Raw genomic sequence first — 16,892 nt, forward strand, 5'->3', positions numbered from 1 at the left:
TAGTTTGTTATTGGTGATAATTAGGAAATATAAAATAACAATATGAGTAGCAATATGAGTCAAAAGATAATTTTAAATAATTCATATTCTATTACTAAATCGCACTTATTCCATATAGTAGACCCAAGCCCTTGGCCCGTCCTAACATCTTTTGCTTTACTTCTTTTGGTTATAGGCGGCGTCTCGTGTATGCATGGCTACAAATTTAATATATATATTTTATCTGCAGGGATTATTTCAGTAGGTTACTGTTTATATTCTTGGTGGAGAGATGTAGTGAAAGAAGGAATAGTCGAACATCAGCATACTAGTCCTGTTAGAAAAGGTTTACAAATAGGTATGGCGTTATTTATCTTAACGGAAATAGTATTTTTTGGTGTATTTTTTGCTTCTTTTTTTAAATCAAGTCTATCACCCGTAGGTCTTTTAGACGGTGTATGGGTTGTAAAGCAGGGCATTTGGCCTCCACCTACAATTAAAACTTTTGAGCCGTTTGATATTCCTTTTATCAATACTTTAATACTACTCTTATCAGGCACTACCATTACTTGGGCTCACTACGCCTTAGAAGAAAAAAATCAAAAAGATTGTGTAACTGCACTTGCTCTTACCATATTGCTTGGAATATTTTTTACAACTATGCAGGCATATGAATATTACCATGCGGCGTTTAAATTTACAGATGGTATATATGCTTCTAATTTTTATTTAGCCACGGGTTTGCATGGAGTTCATGTAATTATAGGTACTATATTTCTAATAATTTGCTACTTTAGAGCAAAAAGAGGAGATTTTACTACAGAAGGTAATGGACATTTAGGGTTTGAATGTGCTGCATGGTACTGGCATTTTGTGGATGTGGTTTGGTTATTTTTATTTACATTTGTTTATATATTTGGAAGTTAAATTATACTATATGTGATTATAATGTTACTTAAAATAGGTGTTTTTAAAATATTTTTGCATATTAATTAAAATTGCATATATTTAGGAGTTGATTTATATATAAATAAATTATACATTATTTTTTAAATGCTAATTATTTTATTGAGGTAAAACATATGAACTTTCCTATTCGTAAATTAAACGAAGAGTTAATCGATTATAATCTATCGTTACGCATATTATTTACTATTCTAAGCGTGGCTATTATTATGGTAGCTTTTGATAGCTTGGGTAGTAGTAGTGGTACTAATGTCGACGATCCTGTAGGTGATGCATTATGTAAGTTAATTAAAGTATTCAGAGGCAATACTGCAAAAGGTATAGCTGTTGTCGGTATAATTGTTCTGGGAATTCAAACATTAAGAGGAAAATTGCAGTGGGAAGTAGCTTTAGTGGTAGTTACTGCAATCATTATATTATTTAAAGCTCCAGACATTGTTAATATGGTATCAAGTGATACCAATAGCTCAAATTGTGGTGTTTCCTAATACACGAAAAAATTATTATATCTTTAGTAATACCCATAAGATTCGGCTTATGGGTATTTTTATTTTTAAGTGATGTTGTGGCATAGCTTCTATGTCATTCCCACATGGCATCGTTGCGTGGGGCGAAAAATGCGTTAGGTGTTATAGTGTGGTTTGACTCTCTATTGTATGAACGTTTAGTATGTCATTCCTGCAAAGGCAGGGATAAGACAACCTGAATATATGTTACATATTTAATAAAAATAAACCTATAAAAACAAGTTTTTATATGTTTTACTGGATTCCCGCCTACGTGGGAATAACATCAATTGCCTTTATACTCAGGTCAACGGCAACATTCGTACAATACTCAATAGTGTTTTAATTGTTTTGATGGACCACGTGGTTAAACCACGGGGTGACAGTGGATTTTGTCGGTCTATGCAACAACGTCCTCACTTAAATAAAAGTCCTAATCTATTACCTATAGCAATATCAATATATTTTGCTGTAATAGGGATCCCTTCAATATTCATTTCTAGATATATTGCTTGTTTTGCAGGGATTTTTGTTTGTAGTTTTGTAATTGATACATATTCATCTAAAGCTTGATTATTAGTATCCATTACTCTCACTTTGATTATAGGATCGGAAATTAAATAATCAGACTCATTAGATAATTTATAGAATATCTTCATACTGCCTATATGACGAGATTTGCCTAAATTAATTTCTTCTATCTTTAATTGATCATATTTACCTAAGAATTTAAAGCTATCTATTAGTAATATCACTAAACAAAAAATTATAAAGCTAGTCCATAATATTGGAAATATATTATATTTTTTCTTAGGAGGCATATACGGTAAAATAACCGGCACATTAGCATTGTAATGATTTTTAATAGGAGTTTTAATAGTTCCCGTGTTTACTTTATCTTTAAAGTCATTTAATGTACTAGTATTATAGTCTAATTTCTGATACCACAAATGGCTACATTTGGAACATTTTACTCGTCGTCCGTTAATACCTATTTGATTGCTTGTAACAATAAATCTTGTTTGGCAATTTGGGCAATTAATATACATAGTTAATTATAATTATTATGTTTGACTTCATGATAATCTCATTTATTATTTTTGGCAATAAAACAGTTAAAAGATATGTCCTCTCTTATTAAAGAAATTGAAGAAGCTTGGCAAATTAAGGACAAACTTCTTCAAGATTCTTCAAAGCTTATAACACTAAAGCAAACTCTTAATGATATTATAGAAAGCTTAAATCAAGGTATGATTCGTGTTTGTGAAAAGAAAGAAAATAGTTGGCAAGTTAATGAATGGGTAAAGAAAGCTATATTGCTATATTTTATCACTACGGAATCACAACTTTATAATAACAATTATAATAGTTGGTATGACAAAGTTGCTCCTAAATTTTCTGCAGATACTGATAAAAATACATTCAAAGAAGCAGCTATACGCAAAGTGCCCGGAGCTGTTGTTAGAACCGGTACTTATATAGCTAAAAATGTTGTAATTATGCCTTCTTTCATTAATATAGGTGCTTATATAGATGAGGGAACAATGATTGATACATGGGCTACTATTGGCTCATGTGCTCAAATCGGCAAGAATTGCCATATTTCAGGCGGTACGGGAATAGGTGGGGTGCTTGAGCCGTTGCAAGCAAAGCCTGTTATCATTGAAGATAATTGTTTTATCGGTGCAAGATCGGAAATAGCAGAAGGTGTAATAGTAGAGGAAGGAGCAGTAATTAGTATGGGGGTGTTTATCGGTAGTTCTACAAAAATAGTATACAGAGATACAGGTGAAATTATTTACGGCAGAATTCCGGCTTATTCCGTTGTAGTTCCAGGAGTATTACCTGCTAAGGAAGTCGGTAAGTCTGGACTTTATTGCGTAGTTATCGTAAAACAAGTCGATAAAACTACTAGAGCTAAAGTAAGCATAAATGATTTACTGAGATAGATAGATCAATGTGAGCGTTCATGGGTTTTTCACTGTCACCCCGTGGCCTGACCACGGGATCCAGAAAAAATAACTTCAATATTGTACCTACACTACATGTTTAACAAAATAAACATATAAAAATAAATTTTTATATGTTTTACTGGATTCCGTGAATAAATCACGGGATGATAGAGAGGAATAATAAGCCGCTTAACACCAGTGAACGATCACAGATCAATAATATCGCCGATTATACCATTAAGATATCCCTCTCTTTGTTGTTGTTCTGAAATATCTGTTTGTTGAATTGCGTTATTATTTGGGTTTCCTAAGAAAGTATTGTATGCCATAAGCATTGCATCTCGTTCTTTTTGAGGATCACGTACAACACCCGCTGCTTTAAAATATGATTCTGCAGCATTTGTTGCCTGTTGTTTTTGAAAGCAAAGTTCGTTTCCTTGTGCCATATATAAATCATATTTTATAGGCTTTTCAGCCTTATTTATAAGACTGTCATAACATTTTAATATAGAGTCTAATTTATTATTCTTTCTATAAAATATAATAGCTGGGTCTTCACGTCCTAAGTTAAATAGCATATCGCCAATTTTATTGTACATTTCTTTAAGTTCTTCATTACATGTTAGAGCTGCATTATAATTAGCTAAAGCTCCATTATAATCTTCTTCTTCGCTCAATGTATTGCCTATTTTAGAGTGGCAGCTAGCTATAGTTTGAGTCACTTCTGCTCTTTGTCCGAGTACTTATTTAACCACTCTATGGCTTCTTTATAATATTGCACTGGTTGATCGTGTTTAGGTTCTATATTTTTTATAGAAGATAGATAATTATTTTGTATGAATAAATCACATATTTCAATTAAGGAACTATAGCAATCATTGGATTGAGACCATGTTGTAGATAACATTTCTTCAAATAATGATAATTCTTTAATTTGTAGGTTTAATACATATCGGTAAGCTTGAATAACCGGTTTATTGTCTGTGAATTGCTCAATAGAATCTAAAATTTGAAATATTACCCCTATAAGGTTATTAGCTTGTTTGTTTAATATGATAGCTTGAAATTCTGATAATTGTGCTAATCCTTCAAAACAAGAAAGAGTTTTTTCTGTAGCCGGATATTGTATTGGAGAACTTGGTAAATATGGTTTAATATAATCCTTATAGTTATTATCTAAAAATTTTGAGTAGTTAAGAGGTGTATATACATTAAAGTCTTCAAAAATTGATTGGATAGTATTAATTATACATTCTACATTTATCTGTATTTGTGTATGTAAATTTTCTATCAGACTGTCTTGTTCCTTTAGCAATGAACTTAGCTTCTTTATCTCTAAATTTTGTACTCCTTTTCTCTCTTCTAGGCGTTTTAGTTCTAGCAAGAGGTTTATTTCCCCATTTTGAGAAGTAGGTTTATAGAAAAATTTTATATCAGAGAATTCTAATATATCCTTGTTAATAGCAATGCTATTTTGTAACATCGGTATAATATTTTCATGATTATTTTCATTATGTTGTGTTATTACGCATATAACATTTCCTTTTAATTTTTTGTGATTTGCCTTTAATGAATAAGGTTTCTGCTTTAACCGGACACATATCGTTATCGATATCTCCCGTATCTGCACAAACTTTTACTTTAGTAATATTTAGTGCATTAATTTTTGAAAGGATTAAATCCTCATCTTTATTTGGTCTAGCTATGGATTCAATAATATTAAAGAATAAAGGGGCTGCAGAAATATTACCCGTAAATGTCCCGTGAGTTTGCCCTTTGAAATCCCCAACCCAAACAGCAAGTACGTATTTTCCGAATATGCCGACGCTAAGTGCATCTCTAAATGAACGGGAAGTACCTGTTTTCCAATAAATCGGTAAGTTATGCCTTGTATTATTATAGGTAATAGGACGAGTCGTATCTTTTATAATATCAAGTGTTAAATAGCTTGCCTCGGGGGATAGTAGTACGGTGTCTGTGTCATCCTTGTCCTCTCCTATGTCATTCCCGCGAAAGCGGGAATCCAGTAAATCATATGAAATTTTTGTTCCAATATTTAGGTCATTTTTTATAGATTCCTGCTCTCGCAGGAATGACATAGGAGAATCCAATACTTTTCTAAGCGGTTTATAAGTACCGAAATTAGCAAGCATAGCATAAAGAGTAGTTAACTCCTCAAGAGTAATTTCTGCTGTGCCGAGTACTATAGATAAACCATAATTTTCAGGTTTTCGTAAGCCGCTAATTTTTGCTTGTTGTAAGAACTCATAAAAATTCGGTTTTTTTAACTTAGACGCCAGAAAGATTACAGGTACGTTACGGCTCTTTATTAACGATTCTCTAGCACTTAAACCGCCTGCAAACCTACTATCAAAATTTTCCGGTTTATAATGATCGTAGTAAGTAGGTGTATCCTTTAGTAAAGTTAATGGATGTATTAGTGATTGATCAAAACTAAGTGCATAGACAAACGCTTTTAAAGCTGAGCCTGGAGATCTATGGCTTTTAGTGCCGTTAATCTGTCCACAAATATCGTTATTAAAAAACTCTCCGGAGCCAATACTTGCAAGCACTTCCATAGTAGTAAAATCAATAAGAATTACGGAGGCATTATTAATGCCATATTTTTTCCGATCATTAATATATAGCCGTACTTGTTTTTCTATAGTAGCTTGCAGATTTTTATCTATAGTAGTGCGTATAATAGGGCTATCATTATTTGCTAGTATGTCTAAAGTAAAATGCGGTGCAATAAAAGGAAGCTTTTTATTGTGATTAAATTTAATCGGCAAACTAATTAACTGATTATAAATAATATCTTGTGGGTGAATCGTGAGCCACTCGGTAAATAGATATTTACGTGCTTTAAAAATATTAATATCATTCCCGCCTCTTTTAAGCGGATTTTGTGGGATTACTGCAAGGCTTAGAATATCGATCAAATTTAAATCTTTTAGGTCACGATTGAGGTAAATATAACTGCCGGCTGCTATCCCTTCAATATTACTACCGTAAGGCACTAGATTTAGATAACCTTCTAGGATTTCATCTTTTGAATTAATGTAGCTCTATATGAATAGCTTTAATGATTTGATGGATTTTACCAAGAATAGTAGAAGAGTGTATTCCATATCTTAAACGTGCTACTTGCATTATTATAGTAGAGCCGCCTATTTTACGATTATTCTGTAAATAAATAGAATAAAAAGCTTTGGCTAAAGAAACGGGGTTACAAAATGCTCATAAAAATGCTTGTCTTCATATAATTAGTACTGCTTCTATAAAACTTGCCGGTATTTCACGTATAGGAGTGAATATCCTATATTTATCGTCTTTAGAAAGCAAAATACGCATTAACTCGCCGTTTCGGTCAAATACTCTTTGTGAGAAACTTACGTCTTTAAGTAAAGGCGCAGGAGGAATAGCAAAATATAATATTATAATGCCGCTGATTGTAATAAAAAGTAATTTGGTTTTGAGAGACAAAGTATATACCTTATAGTTTAATGTCATTCCCGCGTAGGCAAGAAAGCGCGGTTGCATGGAACGATTTTTTCGTCATTGCGAGGAAAAACTGTAAGTTTTGACGAAGCAATATTGGAAAAATTCCTGAGATTGCCACGCTCACTAACGTTCGCTCGCAATGACGACTTGGGTATTCATGCTGGAATGACATCATGTTATATAACAATCATTATAAAGCATTTTAAAAATAATGAAAATTTTGATAATATAGCTTGCATGTATAGAAGTAATATCGTATAATGCTCTACGAGATATTAATAAATTAACCAAATGTTAATAAAATTAAGCTTTACGCTTCCTATAAATACTAAAATATCATATAAAATCCACGTTACTATCCTATTTTATAGCCCATCAATATAAATTTTTGACATAATATTTCTTCATGTATCATTATCTTTAATAACAAAAAAGTATTAATATTTTAAGTAATTGTTAAGATTTAAGGAGAAATTAGATATTATGGAAAAAATATTAAATCTATAAATTCTAAACTTACAAAATTATTCTTACTTAGCTGTGCTAATGCTGCAATCCTTACCGCTGTGACCGGGGAAGCAAAAGCAGATATAGAAATCTATGATATATTAAACCATACTGCTGACTACCAAATATTAACTCCTGCTCAAAAGCTTAATGTTATAAAAGGAATTCAGGACCGTACGGATTTTGGTGACCTTGTTGACGATTTTATGCCGGGGGAAAGAAGATTATTCAATAATGAAATAATAGAAGTCACTAGACTTCAAGCAGTTGCTCTTGTACTTAACGGTGCTAGAGAAAGAAGAGAAGCACGTGCAGCCGGTGTTGAAGTTGTTGATTTTAACAGGTAATACAGCAGTAGAAACAGGACGTAACGAGTAAGAGATGGCTCTAGAAAATAGACTTCAAGTATTGGAAATCCTTGCTAAAGCTGAAGGGGCAAATGCTGTCAGTATTAACGATAAAATTAAAAAGGCTATACATTTTAATAACATAGAAAATTTAAATACACCTTTGGAGCAGTTAAAATATATAGCTATGACAGGCGGTGTAGATGCTAATGACGATTTAAAAGTTGTAAATAATTATGTTGAAGCTCCTTTAACAACAGAAGCTTTTGAACATGTATTTTTTGGTACTAATATTACTGATCCTACTGTAAGAAGCATCGATATTAATGCTAAATACTCTGAATCAGGAAACAGTCCTTTATTAAATAAGTTTAAAAGCGTAGCTACTCCGGAAGCAAAACATAAATTATTAGATCAATTTAAAAACTATGTTAATCAAAACTTAGTTGAGCTTGAGTCTAAACAATCTAGTATTCCCATAAGACAATCCGTAATGAAGTTTTAGCTGATCCTGCAATAGTAGTTAATTATTTAGAGCAGATGGCTAAATTAAAAGAAGCATATATTGATAACGGTAAAATTAAGATAGTGAATGAAAACGATAAGGTAGTTGATGAGCAAGGTCTAAAAAGTTATAACAAGATTTTAAAAGATGTCGGTTTAATAACTAAAGATTTGGATGGTAAGAAAATGCTTTAACAATGAGTGATCTGGCACTTGTCCTAAAAAAGACTGTAGGTGAAATAAGAATAGATAATGAGGGTCTAGTAGGTCTTGTAATATAGCACCTCCAGCAATGGCAGGAGTAGTACCGTCTCCTCCGTCTCTACCGGGTGGAGTAGCAGCTCCTCCTCCGGCAGGTGTAGGTATAAGACTTGCAATAGCTAGGGATATAGCAAATCTAGATGCCATAGGTGATGATGAACTAAAATTAGCAGGTTATAAATCTGAAGGCAAAAGAAGATGCTGCATTAAGGGGAAGAATAGCTGCACTGGCACCGGTTGTAGGCAGAGCAGTTGCAGAAGTTCTTGTAGCTCCGAATACTTTAGACAGAATATTTCATAATGAGATGTATTTAGCTAAAAATAATGGAAATCCCGGAAAGCTAGAAGTAAGAACATTAGGTGCAGAAACAGATTTAAGGATTACTATCAAAACACTTTTAACTTTAGAAGAAAGGAAAAGTCCACTTGAGTCTTTAGCATTATTTTCAGAAGCAAAGCCTGATAAAGCACAATTAATGATAAAAGCTGAGAATATTTGGAATAGACTAAAAGATGATGATGTAATAAAGCAAATTTCAAGGCAAGCTTTAACTTGAAATAATAAAATAGCCAACCAGGAATTTTTTAAAGAGCTATTTAATGAAGAAGAACATAATGCAATAAACCGTTTAAACTATACTTTTGATAAATTACCGCTGGACTTACAAAATCATATTACGGCAAGAAGTACTGAAATAAAAATAAAAGATGAACTACAAGATAAGAAAACAATTATATAAAGAATAGATTATATTGCTAAAAATGAAAGCTTTAATACCTAATACTAAAGATTTCTCCAAAGAGGCAATTGTAAAATTTCTTAATATAATAAGTGATGAGAAAATAGAAGCGGTATTAAAAGGAGTAAAAGCAGCGAAAGCTGCTAATCCTCCTGTTGTGGCACCGGTAATAGTGGTAGCAGGTGGACCGCCACTATCTACGAGGGTAGGATATAATGGGCTTGGTATGGACGGTTTAGTCAGAAAGAGGAACAGTCTAAAGCCTATCGAAAATCTTTTTCCTAAAAAAATGCTGCGGTTGCAGTGGCAGTAGCTTATATTGCTCCTACTTCTAAAATAGGGGAAAAAATATGAAACCGCTGTTCAAGCTATAGCAGCTTCAGTTGACACGGATTTAAAAAGAGAGTTAGCAATAAAGACTCAAGGAAAGGAAAAACTAAAAGCATTAATTGTAGAAGAAGTTTTTGAGAAATATACAACTAAAAATGCAGATGCACTTGATGTTAATATAAATCAATTAACTCAAGCTATAAAAGAGGGAACCAATATTGAGTTCATAGGTCCTAAAAGAGAAGTAGCAAGTTATATATAGATCAGGCAACAAGAAATCTATGTGTTAGAATGAATCAAGATGCAGGATTAATGCAGTAACTTGAATAATTCTAGGTTAGCAGCAATTATAGAAGCGGCAGCTGTAAATGAAGCAGAAGTGGATACAAGACATCCTGAGTCAGGCAGCAGCACAAGCAGTAGCAAATGGAGACGTAAGCTATGGTGGAGTAGTTGTAGTAGCTCCTGCTGTTGCTTCTGTGGCTCCTGTTGCACTATTGGTTTTACCGGCAGATCCTGAAGAGGACGCAGAAGAGGTAATAGCTGTTCCTGCAGTTGCAGCTCCATTAGCACCGGCACCGGTAGTTATTAATATGAAAGATGTAGGGGTAGTTCCCTGCCTCCGGTGGAAGAAGCTCCATATACTGGTGCAGAAATTATGATTGTTCAACGTATAGAGAGGATTGTTCCTGTAGAGGGCAATATTGAAGGTTTTGATGATGATGAAGACGATGATTTTAACATTGAAGAAGATTATGAAAATGATGATTATAATATAATACAGGAGCGAACAAAAGTAGAAGTATCTAGTAGTACAAATAAATCAGCATCTAAGGATTCTGAAGTTCGCCTTGAAAACTCGAAGCAAGAGGAAGCTAGACAAGAAGAGGAGGCAAAAGTAGTTGCTTTTATAAAGGAAGCTGTAGAAGCAAGCATTGCTGAAGCTGTAAGAGTTGAAGCTGCTGAAGTTGTAGAAATGCAAAATGCAGTAAAACAAGACGAAGAAATGATTGGAGCAATATATAATTCGGTTCATGATATCACTCAAATGAGCTGTAATATTATATCGCATAGAATGTTCTCTAGTGCTGCGGTTGCTGCGGGGATGAAGATGCAAAAGTGTTAGATAAAAGTCTTTGGATTGCAGGTACTTACGGTACTAATATGCAAAAAGGTTTTGCCGGTTATAAAGGTCATGCTTCGGGCGGGTACTATAGGTTTTGATATTGGTTCTGATAACTACAAAGATTTAGTCGGTATTGCTTATACTAAATTGGATTCAAAGTTTAAATCTAACGGTAGCAGGTCAAATACTAATATTGATAGCCATATCGTAACTTTATACGGACAAAAAGAATTACCGAAAAACTTTATGATACACAAGCTATGTTTGCTTACAATCATAATATAGTAAAGAGTAAAATCAACCGTTTAGGTACTATTGCAACCGGTAAATATAAGAATAATAATTATAACTTTGAAACTTTATTAAGTTATAATCATCTTATGAATGGTAATATTACTCTTACTACAAATCTTGGTATAAGATACGGTCACTCTAAAGACGATACATATCAAGAAAGTGATGTAGGTATTCAGCATTTGAGTATTGCTTCTAAAAAGCAGCATTTATGGAGCGGTATTTTAGGCGGTAAGGTAGCTTTAGCACCGCAGAAAATAGCTGAAGGTTTCAGTGTCACGCCTGCACTTCAAGCATCTGTAGAACATTACTTTAATGACAATAGTAAAAAACTTAATGCTAAAGTAAAATGGAAAGATAGAGAAGTTAATGACACTATCGCATTACCGAAGCAACCTAAAGTCGCTTATAATATCGGTGCTAGCGTTTTAACTGAAAAAGATAATGTAAGCGTATTACTTGAATATAACTGTCATTTACAAGAGAAATATCAAAGCCATCAAGGCTTTATGAAGTTGAAAGTGAAGTTATAACAGCCAAAATCGTCATTGCGAGCAAAAACTGTAAGTTTTGACGAAGCAATCCAGTAAAAAAATGCTAATTTATAGCATTTTTTTATTTTTTGTGGATTGCCACGCAGCCTATGGCTGCTCGCAATGACGATTATGGACCCACGCTAGCAATTGCACTCCCAAGAGTCAATAATACTTATTACTCGTCTCTTACTACTAACACTGATATATCTGAATGACGGACGATTTTAGAAGCATTAGGTCCAAGCATATAATCTTTTAATTGTAGTCTGACTGCAGAGATTATTATTAAATCGGCTTTAATTTCATTAGAGTGCTTAATTATTTCATCATAAACGGCACCGCTACCTATATAATAATCTGTTTCAATTGCATTGGGAATATATTGTTTGATAAGCTCTTTAATTTGAGCTTTATACTTTTCTTTTTTCTCCGTTCTCCAATTTTTAGGTAAGTAATCTTCAAACATTTTCGTACCGAATTCAGGAATTACATACATAAAATGTAATTTTGCTTGAAAGTGCGTCGCAAGCATTAAAGCCTTAGAAAGAATACCTTTTATAGATTTTTTATCATTTAAATCTATAGGTATAAGTATATTTTTAAATATAGTATTTTCAGACATAAGATATTGTTAGTTTTTGTTTCTTACTGAATCATGTTTTGGTAGAACAAAATTTTGAGTATCGGCGAAATAGTTAATGTCCAGGTTATTTAATAAGTAATTAGAAAATTTAAAATTTGCTACGTTTCTATGAAAAGCTCCGATAAATTTATCTAAAATATCACGATTCGCCTCATCTCTAGTTACTAGGATTGCTGATACTTTTACTGTAGTTTGATCATCGGTAATCCCTGGATATAAGCCCTTATGAAGTATGGCTTTATGAAAAGCTCTATTTTGTTTTATTACTTCCGTTATTTTATCATTGTCAATTGAAACGAAATCAATTTCACACTTATTAGCTATTAAATTTACTAAGGGGTTAGAATGTCCAACCATCATTATTATAGCATCTATTTCCTTATTACAGAATTTATCACTAGAATCTTCATAATTAATGTGTAGCTCTTCAGGTTCCTTAGCAAATTTATATAAAGAACGTACGGCATCATAAGTAATATTACTACTGGAAAATGCCGGACCGTTAGTTATTTTTTTTCCGTCAATATCAGCAAAAACTTTTATTTTATCCTCATCTTTTACAATAACCGTAAAAAACTCATCATGTAGATTAAGCACCTGACGTAAATTTTGCATTTTTTCTTGATCGTGATAATAACCTATGCCCTCATATGCTTCTACTGCAATATTAGCTTGCACTAGGGCTAAATCAATTTTGCCTTGTTGTAATAATTTTAAATTTTCTATACTACCGTTTGTTGCAACAACTTCGCATTTAATATGTTCATTATTTTTATCGTCATTTGTAATAGTCTTGCATAAATCAAGTCCAATAGCATAATATCCTTTTAAAATAGAGCCGGTACCGATTTTAATGACTTTTGGAGCAGCATAAATATTACTGCAAATAAGAAATATGCTAATAATAGTCGCTAGTTTAAAATTGTTCATAAAACTAATTTGCATTATTTGCGGTATTTTGGTCTTCTTTATGTTCACCAAGTTTTAGTTCTAATAAATTAATAGAACCGATATTTATTCCTTTGTCTGAAAACTCAATATCAAACTTAGCTTTTTCTATATTGTTGTAAGCCGAATTTAAATCATTTTGCTCTGTATTTAATTGCGCGTCGGAAGCTTTATTAATTGTTTTAATTATTTTCTTAGAAAAAATAATATTATTCGGTAATAATTTATCAACTATGGAATTATAATTTTCCAGCTCAAAATATAGTTTTCCTTTTGGTAATTTATTGGCAAAAAGTTGTAAAGCACCGTTTAAATTAATTTTAGAATCATTATCACAAGTAAAAATAAATCTTTCTATATTAAGATTTTGTAAAATAGCTGAATCTTCTCCGTCTTCAGCAAATTTTAAAGAAGCAGCAATATCTAAATTAGCATTTTTAAAATTCAAAATATCTTTTTCTGAATAATAATTCATATTTAAAAATAAGGATATATTTTCCTCACTTGCTAAATTCTGTTTTCTTATAAGAAATGCTAAATCATTAATTTTAAAGATTTCTTGATTATCTTTAAATATCAATAATGCTTTATTATTTAACTGAATTGATTTTAATATTTCTTTTAAATTATCATCTTTTGATATTTTATATAAAGGTTTATTAAATTTTCCTATACCCTTTATGTCATCATCGCTGCGTACATCATAGGTAAATGTTTTGTCGCCGTAATTATCGACTTCTCTAATAAAAGGACCGAAATTAAGAGCGGCTCTTTTAGTACTAAAAGCTATATTTAGGACAATATTTTTGCATGTAAATTCTTTAGAATTTACATGATCAATTAATTTTACTTTAGGATCCGTTACGGTAATTTTCCAATTAAAAGGATAGCCTGAAAACTTAACTGCATTATAAGATATTTTAAGATTATCAGATTCAGAATTCTTAATTAAACTTACAACGTTATTTTTTATAGTATATGCAGTTGCAAACCATATTATAGTAAAGGCTAAAAACACAAAAAGAAGTATTTTACGTATCACTTTTTTAATCCATTATAATTTTATATTACGAGTAGCAGAAGGAAGGCGCACTTTTATGCCGTCTAATTCTTCGGTTAAAATAATTTGACATCCCAATCTAGAAGTGTCGGTAAGACCAAAGGCTAAGTCAAGCATATCTTCCTCTGCTTCCGTAGGTTTTTTTAATTTGTTGTAAAATTCTTCTTCTAAAATAACGTGACAAGTAGCACAAGCAAGCGATCCTTCACAAGCGCCCTCAAGGTCTAGATCGTTACTATGGGCAATTTCTAAAATAGAAAGCCCTATCGGTGCTTCTACTGTTTTTTCTTCTCCATCATTTATAATAAATGTTACTTTTATTTTTCCTGACATTCTTCTTATTTTTTCTTATCTAAATTAGTTCGATTATATATAATATTTTATATATAACTGAGGCTATTTAATTTGATTGATATTTTTGCCTTTTAGCAAATCATTAATTATTATATTAAATTTTGTATCCATAGATTTTTTTATTTTGGATTTAAACTCTTTAATAGAATTATTAATTAAGATCCGATCTCTAGCGTGTGCGGCTTCTTTTATATTATCTAATAAAGAATTAATTATAGATATCTCACTTTCCGATAATAAAGTTGTTAATTCCGCTATAGCACGTTCTATGCTAAAGATTAAAGCCTCTGCTTTAATTACTGCTTCTTGTAATAATCTTGTAGTATAATCTATTTTAGCATTTTTATACGCGTTTTCTAACATAATATCAATCTCTGTTTTATTAATACCGTGATTTGGCTTTACTTCTATAGCATGTGATGTATTGCTGATTTTCTCATAAGCAGAAACGGATAATATACCGTCTGCGTCAATAGCAAAAGTAACTTCGGCTCTAATATATCCTGCTTTCATAGGAGGAAGTCCCTTTAACTCAAATCGAGCTAAACTGCGGCAATCGGCAGCCATTTCACGTTCACCTTGCAATATATGAAATTGTATACCGGTTTGATTATCGACATAAGTCGTAAATTCTTTTACTACCGAAATAGGAATCGGAGTATTATGCATGATGATTTTTTCAACTATACCGCCATATAATTCCATACCCAGCGATAAAGGTGCTACATCAATCAATAATGAATTTGTATGGGGTGCTATTAAATTTTCTGCTTGTAATGCAGCCCCCCATACAACTGCTTTATCAGGATCGATATCTGATAGAATATCTATTTTAAATGCTTTATATAATTCGTCTTTTATTAAAGGAATGCGGGTTGCACCCCCTACTAAAATAACTCCGTCTATATTTGGATTTCCTGCTTGTTCTAAACACTCTTGAGCTATATTGATAGTACGTTCTACTAAAGGCAAAATTAATTGCTCTAATGTTTGCTTATTAATTGATATATTATCATTATTAAAACTATCTTTATATGTTAAAGTTTCTTTTGCTTTTTTTGCAAGTTGTAAAGTATCTATAGAATTAGGTAAATCAAATTTATTGCAAAGATATTGTGTAATTACTACATCTATATCGTTGCCACCAAGCATATTATCGCCGTTTGTTGCGATAACTTGAAAAATACCTTCTTGTATATTAAGAATAGATACGTCAAAAGTGCCGCCGCCTAGGTCATATACTAAATAACAGCCTTTTTGATTTTTGTTTAAGCCGTAAGCATAGGCAGCTGCAGTAGGTTCGGCAATTAGCCTTAATACTTCAAAACCTGCTATTTTAGCCGCAAGCATTACTTCGCCTCTTGCTGCATCGTTAAAATGTGCAGGTACTGTTATTACTGCTTTAGTTAGATTAGTCTTTAATTGTTCTTCTGCTTGATTTTTTAGGTAAATAAAAACTTCTGCTGCAATTTCGGGGACTTTCAGTTGTTTATTTGCAAAATTTAGCTTAAGCTCACTACTATTTACATCTAGATAATCTTTAACTAACGAAAAAAGTGCCGGAGTATTTAGAATTTCTTTTAATGTTTTACCGAAGAGTCTTTTAATAGAACGCAGTCCTTTATTATTACCTATAGTAAAATTGTTACTTGTAAAATCTATAGTAGTTGGGATTAATTCTTTATCATCTATAGATTTAATAACTTTAACTTTTCTATTAGCTGCAATAGCTATTAATGAGTTAGTAGTGCCAAAATCGATACCGACTGCTATTTGCCGTTCTTGCTTAAAATCAGCTTGCTCCGGTTCCCTAATTTCTATTATTTGCATGATTTTATTTTTTCTTGCAGTTTATGCAGCAATGTCCTAATATATTTAAGCTTGCTAGTTTTTATAGTTGCGTCTGATAGATTTTGTTCTTCAAAAGCTTGTTTTAAAGAATCAATTTCAAGCTTTTTCATTAATTCATATTTGTCTTTTATTTTTTCTAAATCACTAAATAAGATAGTATTTTCGATTATTTCCATTTCATCCCAGAATATGCTTAATTCTAGCGGCGAAAGTAAACTACGTGTTTTTTCGTCATTCAAATTTATCTTTTGCAAAAGCAGCATATATTCAGCACGCTTTAAGGCATCTTTAAGAGTAGAGTAAGCGTTATTTAATTCAGCCGCAGTAATTAGATTTTGTTCCTTTTCCTGCAAAGTTTTTGCTTTATCAGGATGATATTTTGCCTGCATAGCAAAATATTGCTTTTCTAATATCTTTAAATTAATATTATACTCTTGCGGAAGTCCTAATAATTGAAAATAATTTTGCACTTTTCCTTTTTTGT

Annotated in this window: 20 protein-coding genes and 2 pseudogenes; 12 read left to right on the top strand and 10 right to left on the bottom strand. The window is 32.0% G+C overall.

Features of this window, described 5'->3' with window-relative positions; all coding sequences use genetic code 11:
* The first annotated feature begins 54 nt into the window (after positions 1 to 54).
* Positions 55 to 906 (top strand): cytochrome c oxidase subunit 3, encoded by an 852-nt coding sequence (locus MCC_RS01775; protein ID WP_041405399.1) that lies wholly within the window; start codon positions 55 to 57, stop codon positions 904 to 906.
* A 155-nt stretch (positions 907 to 1,061) separates the two neighbouring features.
* Positions 1,062 to 1,433 (top strand): TrbC/VirB2 family type IV secretion system protein, encoded by a 372-nt coding sequence (locus MCC_RS01780; protein WP_014408281.1) that lies wholly within the window; start codon positions 1,062 to 1,064, stop codon positions 1,431 to 1,433.
* A gap of 434 nt (positions 1,434 to 1,867) precedes the next feature.
* Here MCC_RS01780 and MCC_RS01785 read toward each other — a convergent pair whose 3' ends face one another.
* Entirely contained in the window at positions 1,868 to 2,500 is a 633-nt protein-coding gene (locus tag MCC_RS01785; RefSeq protein WP_014408282.1) for an MJ0042-type zinc finger domain-containing protein, read from the bottom strand.
* Between the two features lie 75 nt (positions 2,501 to 2,575).
* On the opposite strand from MCC_RS01785, the gene dapD reads away from it, so the two are divergent.
* A complete protein-coding gene (dapD, locus tag MCC_RS01790) occupies positions 2,576 to 3,400 on the top strand; it encodes a 2,3,4,5-tetrahydropyridine-2,6-dicarboxylate N-succinyltransferase (protein WP_014408283.1) in 825 nt (274 codons plus the stop codon).
* 209 nt (positions 3,401 to 3,609) lie between these two features.
* Here dapD and MCC_RS07185 read toward each other — a convergent pair whose 3' ends face one another.
* The 3 genes and pseudogenes from MCC_RS07185 to pbpC all read right to left on the bottom strand — a co-directional run.
* On the bottom strand, positions 3,610 to 4,125 hold the full coding sequence (locus MCC_RS07185; protein WP_014408284.1) for a tetratricopeptide repeat protein: 516 nt from the start codon (positions 4,123 to 4,125) through the stop codon (positions 3,610 to 3,612).
* On the bottom strand, positions 4,122 to 4,886 hold the full coding sequence (locus MCC_RS09970) for a hypothetical protein (protein WP_014408285.1): 765 nt from the start codon (positions 4,884 to 4,886) through the stop codon (positions 4,122 to 4,124). Before MCC_RS09970 ends, MCC_RS07185 begins: the two co-directional genes overlap by 4 nt.
* 73 nt (positions 4,887 to 4,959) lie before the next feature.
* Positions 4,960 to 6,889, bottom strand: a pseudogene (gene pbpC / locus MCC_RS01810) (penicillin-binding protein 1C); the annotation flags it as partial.
* A gap of 584 nt (positions 6,890 to 7,473) precedes the next feature.
* Here pbpC and MCC_RS01820 point away from each other — a divergent pair.
* The 9 genes and pseudogenes from MCC_RS01820 to MCC_RS09990 all read left to right on the top strand — a co-directional run.
* A pseudogene (locus MCC_RS01820) lies at positions 7,474 to 7,897 on the top strand (cell surface protein); the annotation flags it as partial.
* 404 nt (positions 7,898 to 8,301) lie between these two features.
* Positions 8,302 to 8,460, top strand: a complete 159-nt coding sequence (locus MCC_RS09345; RefSeq protein ID WP_196792971.1) for a hypothetical protein — start codon at positions 8,302 to 8,304, stop codon at positions 8,458 to 8,460.
* 97 nt (positions 8,461 to 8,557) lie between these two features.
* Positions 8,558 to 8,827, top strand: coding sequence for a hypothetical protein (locus MCC_RS01830; RefSeq protein ID WP_014408286.1), 270 nt, complete (start codon positions 8,558 to 8,560; stop codon positions 8,825 to 8,827).
* A gap of 4 nt (positions 8,828 to 8,831) precedes the next feature.
* On the top strand, positions 8,832 to 9,083 hold the full coding sequence (locus MCC_RS07605; RefSeq protein WP_014408287.1) for a hypothetical protein: 252 nt from the start codon (positions 8,832 to 8,834) through the stop codon (positions 9,081 to 9,083).
* Positions 9,084 to 9,288: 205 nt separating this feature from the next.
* A complete protein-coding gene (locus tag MCC_RS09350; RefSeq protein ID WP_014408288.1) occupies positions 9,289 to 9,579 on the top strand; it encodes a hypothetical protein in 291 nt (96 codons plus the stop codon).
* A gap of 385 nt (positions 9,580 to 9,964) precedes the next feature.
* Positions 9,965 to 10,258 carry a hypothetical protein gene (locus MCC_RS09975; protein ID WP_231288727.1) on the top strand — a complete coding sequence of 98 codons (294 nt, stop codon included), beginning with the start codon at positions 9,965 to 9,967 and terminating at the stop codon, positions 10,256 to 10,258.
* A complete protein-coding gene (locus MCC_RS09980) occupies positions 10,255 to 10,722 on the top strand; it encodes a hypothetical protein (protein WP_231288728.1) in 468 nt (155 codons plus the stop codon). Before MCC_RS09975 ends, MCC_RS09980 begins: the two co-directional genes overlap by 4 nt.
* Positions 10,723 to 10,791: 69 nt before the next feature.
* Positions 10,792 to 11,007, top strand: a complete 216-nt coding sequence (locus MCC_RS09985) for an autotransporter outer membrane beta-barrel domain-containing protein (RefSeq protein WP_231288729.1) — start codon at positions 10,792 to 10,794, stop codon at positions 11,005 to 11,007.
* Complete coding sequence (locus tag MCC_RS09990) at positions 10,983 to 11,549, top strand: autotransporter outer membrane beta-barrel domain-containing protein (protein ID WP_231288730.1); 567 nt, start codon at positions 10,983 to 10,985, stop codon at positions 11,547 to 11,549. The genes MCC_RS09985 and MCC_RS09990 overlap by 25 nt, the downstream gene beginning before the upstream one ends.
* Before the next feature lie 178 nt (positions 11,550 to 11,727).
* Here MCC_RS09990 and MCC_RS01860 read toward each other — a convergent pair whose 3' ends face one another.
* The 6 genes from MCC_RS01860 to hscB form a co-directional block, all read right to left on the bottom strand.
* Positions 11,728 to 12,174, bottom strand: a complete 447-nt coding sequence (locus tag MCC_RS01860) for a universal stress protein (protein ID WP_014408289.1) — start codon at positions 12,172 to 12,174, stop codon at positions 11,728 to 11,730.
* Between the two features lie 9 nt (positions 12,175 to 12,183).
* Positions 12,184 to 13,125 carry a TAXI family TRAP transporter solute-binding subunit gene (locus tag MCC_RS01865; RefSeq protein ID WP_014408290.1) on the bottom strand — a complete coding sequence of 314 codons (942 nt, stop codon included), beginning with the start codon at positions 13,123 to 13,125 and terminating at the stop codon, positions 12,184 to 12,186.
* 4 nt (positions 13,126 to 13,129) lie between these two features.
* Entirely contained in the window at positions 13,130 to 14,185 is a 1,056-nt protein-coding gene (locus MCC_RS01870) for an RP198 family tick cell line-upregulated protein (RefSeq protein WP_014408291.1), read from the bottom strand.
* Between the two features lie 12 nt (positions 14,186 to 14,197).
* On the bottom strand, positions 14,198 to 14,536 hold the full coding sequence (locus MCC_RS01875) for a ferredoxin family 2Fe-2S iron-sulfur cluster binding protein (RefSeq protein WP_010423662.1): 339 nt from the start codon (positions 14,534 to 14,536) through the stop codon (positions 14,198 to 14,200).
* A 63-nt stretch (positions 14,537 to 14,599) separates the two neighbouring features.
* On the bottom strand, positions 14,600 to 16,387 hold the full coding sequence (hscA, locus tag MCC_RS01880; RefSeq protein WP_014408292.1) for a Fe-S protein assembly chaperone HscA: 1,788 nt from the start codon (positions 16,385 to 16,387) through the stop codon (positions 14,600 to 14,602).
* Positions 16,378 to 16,878 carry a Fe-S protein assembly co-chaperone HscB gene (hscB, locus tag MCC_RS01885; protein ID WP_014408293.1) on the bottom strand — a complete coding sequence of 167 codons (501 nt, stop codon included), beginning with the start codon at positions 16,876 to 16,878 and terminating at the stop codon, positions 16,378 to 16,380. Before hscB ends, hscA begins: the two co-directional genes overlap by 10 nt.
* Between the last annotated feature and the right edge of the window lie 14 nt (positions 16,879 to 16,892).

It is taken from the genome of Rickettsia rhipicephali str. 3-7-female6-CWPP (assembly GCF_000284075.1).
Lineage (GTDB): Bacteria > Pseudomonadota > Alphaproteobacteria > Rickettsiales > Rickettsiaceae > Rickettsia > Rickettsia rickettsii.

Bases quoted from the DNA above. Each gene is read 5' to 3' on its own strand.
- MCC_RS09980 (WP_231288728.1), top strand. From the start codon at position 10,255: ATGATTGTTCAACGTATAGAGAGGATTGTTCCTGTAGAGGGCAATATT.
- MCC_RS09345 (WP_196792971.1), top strand. From the start codon at position 8,302: ATGGCTAAATTAAAAGAAGCATATATTGATAACGGTAAAATTAAGATA.
- hscA (WP_014408292.1), bottom strand. From the start codon at position 16,387: ATGCAAATAATAGAAATTAGGGAACCGGAGCAAGCTGATTTTAAGCAA.
- MCC_RS01860 (WP_014408289.1), bottom strand. From the start codon at position 12,174: ATGTCTGAAAATACTATATTTAAAAATATACTTATACCTATAGATTTA.
- MCC_RS01865 (WP_014408290.1), bottom strand. From the start codon at position 13,125: ATGAACAATTTTAAACTAGCGACTATTATTAGCATATTTCTTATTTGC.
- MCC_RS09970 (WP_014408285.1), bottom strand. From the start codon at position 4,886: ATGTTACAAAATAGCATTGCTATTAACAAGGATATATTAGAATTCTCT.
- MCC_RS09975 (WP_231288727.1), top strand. From the start codon at position 9,965: ATGAAGCAGAAGTGGATACAAGACATCCTGAGTCAGGCAGCAGCACAA.
- MCC_RS01830 (WP_014408286.1), top strand. From the start codon at position 8,558: ATGGCAGGAGTAGTACCGTCTCCTCCGTCTCTACCGGGTGGAGTAGCA.
- MCC_RS01780 (WP_014408281.1), top strand. From the start codon at position 1,062: ATGAACTTTCCTATTCGTAAATTAAACGAAGAGTTAATCGATTATAAT.
- MCC_RS07605 (WP_014408287.1), top strand. From the start codon at position 8,832: ATGTATTTAGCTAAAAATAATGGAAATCCCGGAAAGCTAGAAGTAAGA.
- MCC_RS01775 (WP_041405399.1), top strand. From the start codon at position 55: ATGAGTCAAAAGATAATTTTAAATAATTCATATTCTATTACTAAATCG.
- MCC_RS01875 (WP_010423662.1), bottom strand. From the start codon at position 14,536: ATGTCAGGAAAAATAAAAGTAACATTTATTATAAATGATGGAGAAGAA.
- MCC_RS09990 (WP_231288730.1), top strand. From the start codon at position 10,983: ATGTTTGCTTACAATCATAATATAGTAAAGAGTAAAATCAACCGTTTA.
- MCC_RS01785 (WP_014408282.1), bottom strand. From the start codon at position 2,500: ATGTATATTAATTGCCCAAATTGCCAAACAAGATTTATTGTTACAAGC.
- dapD (WP_014408283.1), top strand. From the start codon at position 2,576: ATGTCCTCTCTTATTAAAGAAATTGAAGAAGCTTGGCAAATTAAGGAC.
- MCC_RS09985 (WP_231288729.1), top strand. From the start codon at position 10,792: ATGCTTCGGGCGGGTACTATAGGTTTTGATATTGGTTCTGATAACTAC.
- MCC_RS09350 (WP_014408288.1), top strand. From the start codon at position 9,289: ATGAAAGCTTTAATACCTAATACTAAAGATTTCTCCAAAGAGGCAATT.